At 70.5% G+C, this 13907-nt stretch carries 10 protein-coding genes; 5 read left to right on the top strand and 5 right to left on the bottom strand.

Annotation, left to right across the window (positions count from 1 at the left end; genetic code table 11):
* Positions 1-239: 239 nt before the first annotated feature.
* Together GEV43_RS08615 and GEV43_RS08610 are read left to right on the top strand one after the other, a co-directional pair.
* Complete coding sequence (locus GEV43_RS08615) at positions 240-1418, top strand: serine hydrolase (protein ID WP_160820217.1); 1179 nt, start codon at positions 240-242, stop codon at positions 1416-1418.
* Positions 1419-1999: 581 nt separating this feature from the next.
* Positions 2000-3154: a serine hydrolase gene (locus GEV43_RS08610; RefSeq protein ID WP_160820216.1), complete on the top strand. Its 1155-nt coding sequence runs from the start codon at positions 2000-2002 to the stop codon at positions 3152-3154.
* 16 nt (positions 3155-3170) lie between these two features.
* On the opposite strand, the gene GEV43_RS54710 is transcribed toward GEV43_RS08610, so the two are convergent.
* Positions 3171-4145, bottom strand: a complete 975-nt coding sequence (locus GEV43_RS54710) for a DMT family transporter (protein WP_160820215.1) — start codon at positions 4143-4145, stop codon at positions 3171-3173.
* A gap of 382 nt (positions 4146-4527) precedes the next feature.
* Here GEV43_RS54710 and glyA point away from each other — a divergent pair, with 382 nt between their 5' ends.
* Positions 4528-5814, top strand: coding sequence for a serine hydroxymethyltransferase (gene glyA, locus GEV43_RS08600; protein ID WP_206681099.1), 1287 nt, complete (start codon positions 4528-4530; stop codon positions 5812-5814).
* A gap of 377 nt (positions 5815-6191) precedes the next feature.
* Here the strand turns inward: glyA and GEV43_RS08595 are convergent, their stop codons facing one another.
* Positions 6192-8432 carry an MMPL family transporter gene (locus GEV43_RS08595; RefSeq protein WP_160820213.1) on the bottom strand — a complete coding sequence of 747 codons (2241 nt, stop codon included), beginning with the start codon at positions 8430-8432 and terminating at the stop codon, positions 6192-6194.
* Positions 8433-8998: 566 nt separating this feature from the next.
* On the opposite strand from GEV43_RS08595, the gene GEV43_RS08590 reads away from it, so the two are divergent.
* The gene (locus GEV43_RS08590; RefSeq protein WP_160820212.1) at positions 8999-9916 is read left to right on the top strand and encodes an SDR family oxidoreductase; all 918 of its coding nucleotides are present in this window, start codon (positions 8999-9001) and stop codon (positions 9914-9916) included.
* A 35-nt stretch (positions 9917-9951) separates the two neighbouring features.
* On the opposite strand, the gene GEV43_RS08585 is transcribed toward GEV43_RS08590, so the two are convergent.
* Positions 9952-11616, bottom strand: coding sequence for a catalase (locus GEV43_RS08585; RefSeq protein WP_160820211.1), 1665 nt, complete (start codon positions 11614-11616; stop codon positions 9952-9954).
* A gap of 70 nt (positions 11617-11686) precedes the next feature.
* Entirely contained in the window at positions 11687-12277 is a 591-nt protein-coding gene (locus tag GEV43_RS08580; RefSeq protein WP_206681098.1) for a hypothetical protein, read from the bottom strand.
* A 298-nt stretch (positions 12278-12575) separates the two neighbouring features.
* On the opposite strand from GEV43_RS08580, the gene GEV43_RS08575 reads away from it, so the two are divergent.
* Positions 12576-12863: a Fe-S cluster assembly protein HesB gene (locus tag GEV43_RS08575; RefSeq protein WP_160820210.1), complete on the top strand. Its 288-nt coding sequence runs from the start codon at positions 12576-12578 to the stop codon at positions 12861-12863.
* 98 nt (positions 12864-12961) lie between these two features.
* Here GEV43_RS08575 and GEV43_RS08570 read toward each other — a convergent pair whose 3' ends face one another.
* The gene (locus tag GEV43_RS08570) at positions 12962-13885 is read right to left on the bottom strand and encodes an SDR family NAD(P)-dependent oxidoreductase (protein ID WP_160820209.1); all 924 of its coding nucleotides are present in this window, start codon (positions 13883-13885) and stop codon (positions 12962-12964) included.
* Positions 13886-13907: the final 22 nt, after the last annotated feature.

The following is a 13907-nucleotide window of genomic DNA, read 5'->3' as shown; positions in this document are numbered from 1 at the left end:
CGGACGCGCCAGGAGAGCGCGGTCATCACTGACTTTCAGACCGGAGCAAGGCTGTGGGGGCGCATCGTCACGTCCTTTGTCACTTGGGTGAGGAAGGGCGAGGGGACGGCGTGGACGCGTCGGCGGAGGGGCCGGGACGGTCATCGGCTGCGAGGGTGCGACGGGCGTTAAAACCAGCGTTGACACCACTGGTGCTTAGCTGTTTTCATCCATGCACCCCCCAGCGAACGGAGAGTTCGATGTTCAGACGAGGTGCCGCGGCGGCGGCTTCGGCGGCTGTTCTGCTGGCCTCGGTGCTGTCGGCGCCGGCCCGTGCGGCCGACGACCCGCTGCCCCTGCCGCTGCTGCCGCACGTGCCGTTCTACTCGACGACGACCGTCGCGGCCTCCGACCGCCCAGAGCCGCTTCCGACCAAGCCGCAGCGGTTCAATCCGACGTTCAACTATCAGGGCAAGAACAGGTCTCTGGACGATTTCCTCAAGCGGTCCTCCACGCTCGGCTACCTGGTCCTGCACGGCGGGACGGTCGTCGACGAGCGGTACTTCTCGGGCTACAACGCCTCCAGCCGGTTCAACTCCTGGTCGGTCGGCAAGTCCATCACCGCCACCGCCGTCGGGGCCGCCATCGCCGACGGCAAGATCGAGTCGGTCCGCGACCCGGTGACCAGGTACGTCCCCGAGCTGCGCGGCACCGGCTACGACGGCGTCTCGATCGAGGACGTCCTGCAAATGGCGTCCGGCCACAAGTACGACGAGACCGACTACACCAACCCCCTCAAAGGATCGACCGCCACCACGATCCGCATGGTCCTGGGCACGCCGCTCACCACCCAGGCCCGCGAGGCCGAACGCGACTTCCAGCCGGGAACCCGCTGGAACTACGACTCCATGAACACCTTCGTCCTCGGCTGGCTCGTCACCAAGGCCACCGGCAAGCCCTTGGCCGCCTACGTCGGCGACAAGATCTGGCGTCCCGCCGGAATGCAGTCCCCGCTGCTGATGGGCCGCGACTACCAGGGCAGCGACATCGGCTACTGCTGCTACCACGCGACCGTCCGCGACTTCGCCCGTTTCGGCCTGCTCTACCTGCGCGGCGGCCGCGCCGGAGGCCGCCAGGTCATCCCCACCGGGTGGATCAACGACTCGACCACCGCGTCCAAGCCGTACCTCCAGCCGCACCGGCTCGTCCCCGGCAAGCCCGACAGCCCCGAGAACGCCTACGGCTACGGCAACCAGTGGTGGCTCGGCGACGACGGCGACTACGCCGCCATCGGCATCCTCGGCCAGTTCATCTACGTCTCGCCCAAGCGCGATGTCGTCATCGTCAAGACCAGCCAGGACCTCAACTCCGCACCCCATATGGCCGAGGCCCTCCCCGCCTTCCGCGCCGTCGCCGACGCGGTGGCCAAGACCCCGTAACACCGCAAAGCACCGGAGCGAGAAACGAAGAAGGCCCTGCCGGCAGGGTCTTCTTCGCTATCCGAGCCTGTCCGCGTCGGGGCCTCGTCCGTGGTCGGAGGGGAGGACGGAGGCGGTCTCCTGGGCGGTGTTGCGGGTGTCGCGGGGTGTCGCGGGTGTCTCGGGTGTCTCGGGTGTCGCGGGTGGTGTGACCGCGTCGTTCCGGACGGTCCGGTACGTCGGGCAGTGTGGCGGGCCGGGACCCGCGGTCGGTCGCTGCGGGCACTGGCTGTCCGCAGCGGCTGCTATTCCAATACCAGGTCAATGGTCAGCGCGATGGGAATGGTGCCGAGCTTGGGAGCCGATTAGGACGAGGCGAGACGGGGGCGGCCGGCGGGCTCCTCGGGGAATGGGCTGCTTGCGCTGTGGGCAGCGTAAGCAGGGGGGAGAAGACGGGATGGCATTCGTTCTCACTGGGGCGGTCTTGAGTCGAATGGCTGGCGTCCACCTTCTGTATGAGGCGGATATTGGCTCTCGCGGGTGAAGCCTGTCGGACGGCGCGGTCCCTAGCGTGATGGCCCGGAACGATCAAGGGGGTCCACGTGATCAAGCACAAGCGTGCGCTACAGGGCGCACTCGCACTGGCCGTGGCGGCGGGTGCCACGGCCACGGCCACGGCCGCCGGTTCCGCCGCGGCCGCGTCCGCCCATGCCGGGGACGAGGCTCGGTTGCGGGCGATCCTGCAACGGCTGACCACGGTCGACGGCGGGCCCGGAGCGCTCGTCGAGGTACGGAACCGGCGCGGCAGTTCGGTGCTGACCAGCGGTGTCGCGGACGTGAGGAGCCATGCGCCGGTGCCTCGCGACAGCAGGTTCCGGATCGGGAGCATGACCAAGTCGTTCACGGCGACGCTCGTGCTCCAGCAGGTGGCCAAGCGGCGCGTCGCTCTGGACGCGCCGGTGGAACGCTACCTTCCCGGTGTCGTCCGAGGGCCCGGCGGCGACGGACGGAAGATCACCGTCCGCCACTTGCTCCAGCAGACCAGCGGCCTGCCCGACTATCTCTCCTATATCAAGCCGCAGGACGTCCTCAAGAATCCCCTCGTCCATTACGAGGCGCGCGACCTGTTGAAAACCGCGCTCGCGCACGAGCCGACCTTCGAGGAACCCGGCAAGGGCTGGAGCTACTCCAACACCAACTACCTGCTGGCGGGAATGCTCATCGAGAAGGTGACCCGCAACACCTACGGCGAGGAGGTCAAAAAGCGCATCATCAAGCCGCTCAACCTGTCCGAGACCTCCGTGCCGGGTGACAAGACGACGATCCCCGGACCGCATCCGCGCGGGTACGCCCGGCCGGGCAAGGACGCGCCGCTCATCGACGTCACCGCGGTCAACCCCACGATCGGGGGCTCGGCCGGCGGGATCATCTCCAGCGGTACCGACCTGAACAAGTTCTTCGGTGCGCTCGTGGGGGGCAAGCTGCTGCACCGGCCCGAGCTGCGGCAGATGATGAAGACCCGCTCGACCGGCAGCACAGACGGGCGGGCCTACGGACTCGGGCTGGAAAGCTTTCCGCTGCCCTGCGGCGGCCTCTATTGGGGGCACACCGGCGACTTCATCGGGTTCGAGACCGCCGCCGGCGCCACCGTCAACGGCAAGCAGGTGGCGGTCATGGTGAACCTCGGTCCCGGAGGGCCGGACGCCCAGAGCGACGACATCAAGGCCGCCGTCCAAACGGCCCTCTGCGACCGCTGACTCGGGGAGGGGGCTGTTAGGGGGACGGGTTTTGGGAGGTGGTCTCGGGGAGTGGGTGGGTGGGGTGGGCCGGAGGGGGGACGGCGGCGCGTTGGGCGATGTAGGCGCCGGTCAGGACGATCGCGCCGCCGAGGAGCTGTGCGGGGGAGAGGCGTTCGCCGAGGACGGCCCAGGCTATGAGCGCGACGGCGACCGCCTCGGTGTAGCAGATCGCGCCGCCGACCTGCGCGGGCAGGCGTTGCAGCCCGGCCACGCCGGCCAGGTAGGCGAGGACGGTGCTGACCAGCCCGATCCAGGCGACGAGGGCCCAGCCGGGTGCGGTGTGCCCGGCGAACGGGATCCGGGCGGGGAGCACGTCCCAGGGCATCGCCCAGGGGGTGGCGAGGACGGTGAGCGCGGCGGTCGCCACGACCATGCCGAACGTGGTGACGGCCAAGGGGGCGACGTGGCCGGCGAGGCGGTCGACGGTGAGGAAGTAGGCGGCCTGGCAGGCGGCCGCGCCGAACCCGGCGGCCAGCCCGACCGGGTCGAGGCTCAGGCCGGTCCACACCTGTACGACCAGGGTGAGCCCGGTCAGGGCGACCGCGACGCCGGCGGCGGCGGTGCGGTGCACCGGGACGCGGCGGACCAGCCGCAGCCACGCCAGGACGATGACCGGTCCGCTGAACTCCAGCAGGATCGCCACGCCCACCGGCAGCCGGGACGCGGCGACGAAGTAGAACGCCTGGGCGCCCGCGACGCCCGCCGTTCCGTAGCCGAGCAGCGGCGCGAGGTGGGCGCGCAGGCCGCGGGTCAGGGCGCGGCCCCGCAGGAACGCCGCGAGCGGGACCAGGACGAGCGAAGCCGTCGCGATCCGCAGCCACACCGCTTGCAGGGGGCTCAGACCGGCCTCGATGAGGGCCTTGCCGAACGGTCCGGACGCGCCGAAGCAGACCGAGGAGAACACCGCGAGGCCCACGCCCCAGGCGCGGGTGCGCTGCGCGCCGTCCACGGCCACTCCCCGATCCGCGCCGCCGTTTCGTTCGGGACCCGGAGCGGGCCGGGCCCCGGCAGCGGCCGGTCGTCCCGCAGGCGATGCGGGCGACGGGGCGGCGGGGTGGCGGGCGTCCGGCGAGGGCGGCGGTGACGCGGCCGGTCACCGGCGGCCTCGGCAATGACAATAACCTGCCGACGCGCGACGGCGAATTTTTCTTTTTCGCGCTTGCGGTGGTTGGTTGTCGGGCTTGAACGCGTGCACCAGTGGGGATTGACATTTTCGGCCATCCGTTAATGGGAAGACGCTTTGTGCGGTGTGCTGTTGACTGGCATGGTGTCCGTGGGTAACGTCGTTGTTCTGGTGACTATTTGCGCTCCGTCGAGGCGAGGATATGGTGATGGGGTCAACCCATTTCGGGAACGATGTGTCCGAGGTCGACGGGGAGCTTCACCGGATCCTTTCGCAGGAATACGACAACCAGCGCAGGCGGCTTTCCCTGATCGCCTCGGAGAACCTTGTGAGCCAGGCGGTCCGCCAGGCGCTGAGCGGGGTCTTCACCAACACGCAGCTCGAGGGCTATCCCGGAGAGCGCTATCTGCGCGGGTCCGACCTGGCCGACACGATCGAGCAGATCGCGATCGAACGGGCCCGCGGCCTGTTCGGATGCGCGCACGCCAACGTGCAGCCGCACTCGGGCAGCCAGATGAACCACGCGGTCATCGTCGGCCTGCTGAAGCCCGGCGACCGCATCCTGAGCATGGACACCGCGGCCGGCGGCCACCTGACCCACGGCGCGCCGTCCAACCTCACCGGGCGGCTGTTCTCCATCGCGCGGTACGGGGTCGATCCGGAGACCGGGACGCTCGACTACGAGGAAATCCGGCGGGCGGCTCTGGAGCACCGGCCCCAGCTGATCATCGCCGGCGGGTCGTCATATCCGCGCAGGATCGACTTCTCCCGTTTCCGGGCCATCGCCGATGAGGTCGGCAGCCTTTTCCTCGTGGACATGTCACACTTCTCCGGCCTGGTCGCGACCGGGCTCCACCCGAGTCCGCTCGGTTTCGCGGACGTGGTCACGTCCACCACGTACAAGAGCCTGCGCGGGCCGCGCGGGGCGATTATCCTGACCAATCGCGACGACCTCACCCGGAGAATCGACTCCGCCGTGACGCCCGGCGTGCAGGACGGGGTCCAGACGCATCACATCGCGGCCAAGGCGATCTGCTTCAAAGAGGCGGCGGGCGAGGAGTTCAAGGACTACGCGGCGCAGGGCGTGAAGAACGCGCAGGTGCTCGGCCGAACGCTCACCGACCGCGGGTACCGCATCGTCTCCGGCGGCTCCGACCTGCCGTTCGCCCTCGTGGATCTGCGGGAGGCCGGGATCACGGGGGCCGACGCGGCCGCGCACCTGGAGGAGGCGGGCATCATCTGCAACATGAACCAGGTCCCGTTCGATCCGCGCGGGCCGAAGAAGACCTCCGGCGTCCGCCTCGGCGTCAACGCCGCCACGTCCCGGGGCCTGCGCGACGCGGAGTTCCGCGAGGTCGGCGACCTGATCGCCGACATCCTCGACGCCGCCCGCACCGGCGCGCCCCCCGGCGGCGAGGCCGCCACGTCCGTCCGCAAGCGCATCGAGCGCATCTGCACGTCGTTCCCCTTCTACGACCACCCCCTCGGCATCTGATCCCTCGGCCTCACCCACCGGGCTCGCCTCCCGTGCCGTCTGCGCTGTGCCGTCCGTGCCGTGCCGTCCGTGCCGTGCCGTCCGTGCCGTGCCGTCCGTGCCGTGCCGTCCGTGCCGTGCCGTCCGCGCCGCGCCGTGCTGTCTGCGCGTGCCGTCTGCGCCGTGCTGTCCGCGCCGCGCCGTGCTGTCTGCGCGTGCCGTCTGCGCCGTGCTGTCCGCGTCGTTCATGCGGGGGCTGGTCGGCGGTTGTGGTTGTGCGGCGCTCGGCGGCGGCGGCGTTGCTGGTGGGCGGGGTCGTCGAACGGGGCTGTGGCCAGGGAGAACGCGCGGTGCCCGCCCGGCTCCGGTCGGGGGAGGCGGGCGGGCGGTCGCGGGGGTCAGGTTTCGGTTGAGTGTGTTGCGTACGGGGTCGGCGGGGTGGGGGTGCCCGTGGCGGCCGCGGGGTCGGGGGCGGTTTCGCTCAGGCCGAAGCGCTCGTGGAACGCGCGCAGGAAGCGGGGCGCGTACCAGGCGGAACGGCCGAGCAGGCGCATGGCGGCCGGGACGAGGACGCCGCGGACGGCGAGGGCGTCGATCAGGATGGCCAGCCCGCTGCCCAGGCCGAACATCTGCATGAAGCTGATCTCCGCGGTGCCGAACGCGAAGAAGCTCACCGCGAGCAGGAACGCCGCCGCGCTGACGATGCGCCCGGTGTGCCCGAGGCCGTGGACCACGGCGGACTCGTCGTCCTCGCCGAGATCGTGGAGCTCCTTGATCCGGCTGGTCACGAAGACCTCGTAGTCCATCGAGAGGCCGAACGCGATGCCGAGGACCAGCACGGTCATCGACATCTCCATCGGCTGCGCGGTGAAGCCGAGCGCCGAGGAGAAGGCGCCGTCCTGGAAGATCCAGGTCAGGACGCCGAGGGTCGCGGCGAGGCTGATCAGGTTGAGCACCAGCGCCCGCAGCGGCTGGACGACGCTGCCGGTGAACAGGAACAGCAGGAGGAACGTGGTGAGGACGACCAGGCCCGCGGCGAGGGGGAGGCGGCTGCCGATGGAGTCCTTGGCGTCGATCAGTTCGGCGTCGACACCGCCGACCAGGGGGCGCGTTCCCGCGGGCGCGGCGGCCGTCCTGACGTCCTCGACCAGGTTCTGGGCCGCGTCCGACCTCGGTGTCAGGGTGCTCACCACGCTGATCCGCTGCGCGCCGGGCCGGGCCAGGGCGGCGCTGCCGGGGCCGGTCGCCGTGCGCTGTCCCCCGGTGTAGGTGCCGGAGCTGGTCTGGACGCGCGCGACGCCGTTCAGACCGGACAGTCCGGCCGCGTACGACTCCAGCGGGGCCTTGCCCACGGGCTGGTCGATGACGATGTGGAGGGCCGAGTCCTCGCTGCCGTTGAAGTGCTCGCGCAGTGCGGTGGAGACCTGGCGGCTCTCGGCGTCCTTGGGCAGGACGCGTTCGTCCGGCGTGCCGAACGTGATGCCCAGCAGCGGGCTCGCCGCCAGCAGCAGAACGGCGAGCAGGGGAAGCGCGGTGAGCGCGGGCCGCCGCATGACGGTACGGGCCAGCCGCCCCCACGCGGGCGCCCCGGCGTCGGAGCGCTCCGGCTTCGCCCACGGCATCCGCCCGCTGTTGACCCGGTGCCCGAGGACGGCCAGCAGCGCCGGCATCACGAGCAGGGCGCCGACCGCGGCGACGGCGACGACGCCGACCCCGGCGTAGCCGAACGAACGGAGGAAGTACTGCGGGAACACCATGAGCGCCGCGAGCGCCGCCGCCACCGTCGCGGCGGAGAACACGACGGTGCGGCCCGCGGTGTGCACCGTCCGCCGGACGGCGTCGTCCACGCTCGCCCCCGCCGCGAGCTGCTCGCGGAACCGGCTGGTCATCAGCAGCGCGTAGTCGACTCCGAGGCCGAGACCCAGCGCGGTCGTGAGGTTGGTCGTGGTGTCGGCGACCTCGGTGACGCTGCCGAGCAGGGAGAGCTGGGCGAACGAGCCGATGATGGCGATGACGGCGATGAGCAGCGGCAACAGCGCCGCGACCATGCTGCCGAAGACGAACAGGAGCAGGACGAGCGTCAGCGGTATCGCGATGGTCTCGGCCAGCGCCAGGTCGGCGACCACCTGCTCCGACAGGTCGCTGCCGACGGCCGCGGCGCCTCCGGCCCGAACCTTGAGAGCGCCCTTGTACGTGCCGGTGTAGGTGTCGATGATCTTCTGGGCGCGGTCCCGTTGCCGCTTCTCATCGCCCGTCACATGGGCGAGCACCATGGCCTCGTCGCCGTCCCGGGAACGGAGGTCGGGGCCGCCCGTGTCCCAGAACGAGAGGACGTTGGTGAGCTCCTTCTCCTTCTTGAGATCGGCCACCAGGGCCTGACCGCTCCGCGCGGCGGCCGGACCGTCGACGCGGCCGTCGGCGGCGCGGACGAGCAGGACGAGGTTCGCCTCGCCGCCGAACCTCTCGTCGATGACCTTCGCGGCCCGGCTGGACTCCGAGCCCGGGTCGTCGAAGCCGCCCCCGAGCAGTTTGCCGAACGCGCCGGCGCCCACCACACCCATGAGAGCCATCGCCACGACGGCGACGGCGAGTACGAGCCGGGACCGGCGAACCGCCAGCTCGGCCAAGCGTTCGAACACGGTCGATCTCCTTTGCGTCCTTCGGGAAAACGGCATGCGGCAGCCAGGTGTGCACAGGGAATCGGCGCAGTGCTCCGCGAGGCCCTCGCCCTGGCAGGGCGGGCGCGGTGCCGCACTCTTCGTCGCCACCGATGACGCTAGTGAGCCGACGCGGGATTGAGCAGTATGAGGTTTTTTTGACGCTGTCAGGTTTTCTTCACAGGGTGTGGATACCGATGCCGTGCCGGGGGCGCCGCCGTGCTGTGCGTTGTCCTGGCCGCCTTCGGGTACGGGGCGGAGCGCGCTGTGAGGTCGAGCACGGCGGGGGGCTGGCCGGCTCGTTGACGGTCGGATCGCGAGCGGCCCGCGACAGAAGGGCCTTTGAATACCGCGTCCGGTCCCTGTCGGCCCTTAGTCGAAATCGTCTTGCCTGGCCCACCCGGGGCTGGGGTGACGGGGGCGACGTTTGGTGGCAATGGACGAGGGTAGCTGTGCGATCACGTTGAAATGTCCGCGCTCGGGCCGTGCCGGACCGCGACCCCGGCGCGGCTCTATCGCAACTGCAAGCTCACATAAGGAACCATTTGATGAACGACCGTGACGATTCCTCTGCCGGGCAGAACGAGCCGCAAGTAGTGTCCGAGCCCCGGCCGCCGTTCCCCGAGCAGCGGCAGGACCGGCCCGGTCTGGAATCCAAGCTCGATCCGCGCCCGCGTTATCGGGCGGAGCGTTATCGGGCCGCGGAGAAACTGGCCGGGAAACGCGCGCTGATCACCGGCGGCGACTCCGGCATCGGACGGGCCGTCGCCGTGCTCTACGCCCGCGAGGGCGCCGACGTCGCGATCGTCTACCTGCCGGACGAGCAGTCGGACGCCGAGGAGACCAAACGCGCTGTCGAGGAGCAGGGAAGGCGCTGCCTGCTGCTGCCCGGTGACCTGTGCGATCCCGGTTTCTGCGGCGAGGCCGTCGAGCGGACGGCGCGCGAGCTGGGCGGTCTGAACATCCTGGTGAGCAACGCGGCCTATCTGGTCAGCAAGACCAGGCTGGAGCAGTTGACGGCCGAAGACTGGGACCGGACGTTCAAGACCAACGCCTACGCCTACTTCCATCTGGTGATGGCCGCGCTGCCGCATCTCGGTGCCGGGGACTCGGTCATCGCGACCGCCTCCGAGGACGCCATCTCGGGCAGCTCGATCATGATGGACTACGCCGCTTCCAAGGCGGCGATGGTGGCGTTCACCAAGTCGATCGCCCCGCATCTGATCGAGCGGGGCGTCCGCGCGAACGTCGTCGTTCCCGGCCAATCCTGGACCGCGCTCAATGTCGCGGACCACGGCCAGCCGACGCAGGAGATCATCAATATGGGAAGTGCGACGCAACTGACCCGTCCGGGACAGCCGGAGGAGATCGCGCCCACTTATGTGTTCCTGGCCTCCGACGCGGATTCGAGCTTTATCACCGGCGAGGTCATCGCCGTCACCGGAGGCATGACGACCACGCGCTGACCCGGCGCGGCGGGGCCGCGGGCGCCGCCGGGGTGTCAGGGCTCGTAGTGGTGGACGGCTCGGTCGTCGGGGACGCAGTGCGTCATCTGGAGGCCGGTGATGTCGCGCGGGCCGTTCTTGCCGAGGTTGGCCAGGCGCGCCCTGTCCTCGTCCGTGAGGTCCTGGCTGGCGAGCGGCTTCAGGCCCGCCACCTGGTCGGGGGCGATGCCGAGGCCCTCGCCGACGCGCAGGCCGAGGTCGTTCTCGGCCAGGAGCAGGTGCCAGACCATGCGCTCCCGGATCGGCCGGTCGCACTGGCTCAGCATCGTGATGAGGTTGTGGACGAGGTCGTCGCGCTCCCAGTCGTGCATCATCAGGTAGCGCTGGCCCGCCTGGACGTAGTCGTTGGTGCGCTCGATGCGGCGGCGGGTGACCCGGCCGCTGATCGTCGGGCCCTGCTCGTCGTGGGTCGGGTACTGCGCCTCGCGGAGCCCGCCGGTGATGGACGGCTCGTAGTTGACGTGGGGGTTCTCGCCCGCGCGATCGACCGAGTACACCATCTGGCCGTCGCGCTGGTTCGTGCGGACCGCGGCGTTCTTGGCCTGGTTGACCGGGAGCTGCAAGTAGTTCGGGCCCACCCGGTAACGCTGGGTGTCGCTGTAGGAGAACGTGCGGCCCACGAGCATCTTGTCGTCGGAGAAGTCGAGGCCGTCGACGAGCACGCCGGTGCCGAACGAGATCTGCTCGTTCTCGGCGAAGTTGTCGGCGACGTTGCGGTCCAGGACCATGCGGCCGACCGGGCGGGCCGGGAACCGTTCCTCCGGCCACACCTTCGTGTCGTCGAGCGGGTCGAAATCGAGCTCGGGATGGTCGTCGTCGCTCATCATCTGAACGAGCAGCTCCCATTCGGGGAAGTCGCCGCGTTCGATGGCCTCGTGCAGATCCTTGGTGGCGTGGCCCAGGTCGTTCGCCTGGAGCGCGGCGGCGTCGGAGGCCGTCATGCTCCGCACGCCCTGGCGGGGCATCCAGTGGTATTTGACGAGCTGCGTGTCGCCCCGCTCGTTCACCCACTTGTAGGTGTTGACGCCGAAGCCCTGCATGTGCCGGTAATCGGCGGGGATGCCGCGCGGGCTGAACAGGTTGACGAGCATGTGCATGCTCTCGGGCGTCTGCGACATGAAGTCGAAGATGCGGTTCGGCTCCTGCCGGAACGTGACCGGGTCGGGTTTCAGCGCGTGGATGACATCGGGGAACTTGATGGCGTCCCTGATGAAGAACACCGCCAGATTGTTGCCGACGAGGTCCCAGTTGCCGTCCTCGGTGTAGAACTTCACCGCGAATCCGCGGGGATCGCGCGCCGTTTCCGCGGAGTCCCGGCCGCCGATCACCGTGGAGAACCGCACCGCGACGGGCGTCCGCTCGCCGGGCCGCTGGAACAGCCTGGCGCGGGTGTACGGGGCGACGGGCTCGTCGCCCCATTTCCCGTACGCCTCGAAGTAGCCGTACGCAGTGGCGCCCCGCGCGTGGACGACCCGTTCGGGAATGCGTTCCCGGTCGAAGTGGCTGATCTTCTCCAGGAACTGGTAGTTCTCCAGCGTCGCGGGCCCCCGCGCCCCGACCGTGCGCTGGTTCTGGTTGTCGTAGACCGCGTGGCCCTGCCGGTTCGTCAGCACCTCGCGGTGGTCGTCCGGCTGCGGCCCCATGCTCGACACGTCCGTCATGCCCCGTCGTCCTTTCGTCGCGCGAACGCCCCGCCCGGAACGCCCGTCCCCCCCACCGAGCCGTCCGGGCTCACTTCGCCGGCGCGCGCGGATCCCGCCGCTTCTCCGGGGCCGCCTGCTTCCCCGGAGCGCGCTGCTTCTCCGGATCCCGCGCCGACGGCCCGGACGTGGTGAACGCCCCGGCGGCGGCCTTCACGCGCAGTTCCTCCAGCGTCCGCGACTGGGCCCGGGCCCTGGCGATCAGCTCGTCCAGCCGCCGGGCGTCCAGGCGCGCGTCCGCGTCCGCCAGTTCCCGCAGCGTCGACCACCCGGCCGCCTTGCCCTCCGTGCCGAGCCGCAGCATCTCCAGCTCCACCAGCCCGCTGAGCGGCGACGGGCTCGCGAGCCTGCCGTTGAGCTTCAGCCGCCCCGCCTTCTCCGCCGCCCACGCCGCGTACACCTTGTACCGGCGGACGGGGACGCCCAGCTTCACCATGATCGCCAGCAGCGCCTCGCGGTCCTCCCGGATCTCGTCCGCGATGCGCTTGAGCGCCGCCCCGGTCTCGCCGCCCCGGTGGGAGCCGGCGGTCCGGCGCGCCAGCTCCAGGCCGCCGGTGGCGCCCGCCAGGTGGTCGTTGAGGTAGACCCCGAGCAGATCCGGGTCGGCGACGGTCCTCGGCATGGCCGAACTCCCCTTCGAGCTTTGAGAATGGGCTGTCAGGGCACTCCTGCCCGGCCGCGGACCGCCCATGCGCCGCCGAGTTCAAAGCCCCTTGCGCGGTTGGAGCGGATGGCCAATGGGCGCGTCAGGAAAGCCTCCGCATTCGGCAATGCCCGCGGCCAGGAACGTGGTCGAAGGGTGGCGGGACCCTCACTCACGGCGATCGCGGCAAGGGAGAGAGGGAGATTCCTTCCGGCCGTGCCGGGTAAAGATCGGTTGTCAGTTCGTTGCCGAGAACGCGCGCCTCAAGGAGCCCGTTGTGCTCATGCTGACCGGAGCAGCCGTCACGGCGATTCGCAACCTGGTCTACCAGCCCGACGTACCGTACGGCAGCGGCGTGCGCATCGCCCCGCATTCCGACGACGAATCGCTCCTCGCGCTGACGCCCTCACCGCTCCCTGCGGCCAGCGACGAGGTGCTCGAAACCGAGGGCGCCCGCGTCTTCCTCGCCCCCACGGCCGTCGGTTTCCTCACGGGCAAGGTCCTCGACGCCCGGGTGGACGAACAGGGCGAAGTGCGGTTCCTCATCAACGCGCCGTCCCGTTAGCGCGTCTCGGAGATCTCGTCAGCGCTGACTTCTCGGAGTGCGTCAGGAATGGCGCTCCGGCACGGTCAGGGAAGCGTTCCGGCCGCTGCTGGTTCCCGTCATTTGGCGTACGCGGCGGTGAAGCGTTCGGCGGCGTCCCACAGTTCGCGCTCGCGGCGCGGGTCGTACGACTCGTCGGACGACGGGACCACCCGGTCCCGGTCGACGTACGAGCCGTTCGGCGCCGCGGTCGTGCCGAGCACGACGTCGGCGAGGCGGCCGCCCGCGAGCGCCCGGCTGGTGGCGAACGGCGTGAGCGTCAACACCGGCAGGACGCGGCGCATCGCGAACCGGGAGAGGGCGCCGGCGTTGCGGGCGAGACCGGTGCCGGGCACCAGGCCCGGGTTGAACGCGACCGCGTCGATCCCGGTCGGCAGGCGGCGCGCGTACTCGTGCACGAGGTAGATCGCGGCGAGCTTGCTCGTCGAGTACGCGGTGCGCCCGCCGGCGGCGGTGCCGGGCCTGTCGAACGCGCCCGTACGGGCGAGGACGTCCGGGGAGCGCCAGACCGGGCCCGGCACGATGCCGAGGTTGTGCCTGATGTCGCCGAAATGGGTGTCGCTGCTGGTGATCACGATCCGGGCGGGCGCGGCGAACCGGTCCTGGAGCAGGCGGACGAACAGGTGGTTGGCCAGCACGTTGATCGTGAACGTCGCCTCCAGCCCGTCCGGCCCCTCGATCAGCGCGTTGGTGTACTGGACGCCCGCGTTGCCCGCGAAGCCCCGCAGCGGCGGCAGGTCGCCGCGGTCGAGGCGTTCGCGGATCTCGGTCGCGGCCCGCCGGACGCTCTCCAGGGAGCCGAGGTCCGCCTCGACGTGGGAGACCGCGCGCCCGCCCGTACCGAGCTCCGCGGCGAGCCGTGCGCCGGAGGACCCGCGGGCCACGACGAGGAGGTGCGTTCCCGCCGAGCGGCGCAGGATCCGTTCCGCGGCGACGCGGCCGATGCCGCGGCTCGCGCCCGTCATGACGATGGTGTGCTGCATGGGAGGCTCCTTCGCCGGTCGG

It is taken from the genome of Actinomadura sp. J1-007 (assembly GCF_009793335.1).
Taxonomy (GTDB): domain Bacteria; phylum Actinomycetota; class Actinomycetes; order Streptosporangiales; family Streptosporangiaceae; genus Spirillospora; species Spirillospora yumaensis.
Note: the sequence above shows the minus strand (reverse complement) of the source record. Positions and strands in the feature narration are given on the sequence as shown.

Excerpts from the sequence above, each read along its gene's own strand:
- GEV43_RS08580 (WP_206681098.1), bottom strand. The coding sequence starts at position 12,277 with ATGCCGAGGACCGTCGCCGACCCGGATCTGCTCGGGGTCTACCTCAAC.
- GEV43_RS08570 (WP_160820209.1), bottom strand. The coding sequence starts at position 13,885 with ATGCAGCACACCATCGTCATGACGGGCGCGAGCCGCGGCATCGGCCGC.
- GEV43_RS08615 (WP_160820217.1), top strand. The coding sequence starts at position 240 with ATGTTCAGACGAGGTGCCGCGGCGGCGGCTTCGGCGGCTGTTCTGCTG.
- GEV43_RS08585 (WP_160820211.1), bottom strand. The coding sequence starts at position 11,616 with ATGACGGACGTGTCGAGCATGGGGCCGCAGCCGGACGACCACCGCGAG.
- GEV43_RS08590 (WP_160820212.1), top strand. The coding sequence starts at position 8,999 with ATGAACGACCGTGACGATTCCTCTGCCGGGCAGAACGAGCCGCAAGTA.
- glyA (WP_206681099.1), top strand. The coding sequence starts at position 4,528 with ATGGGGTCAACCCATTTCGGGAACGATGTGTCCGAGGTCGACGGGGAG.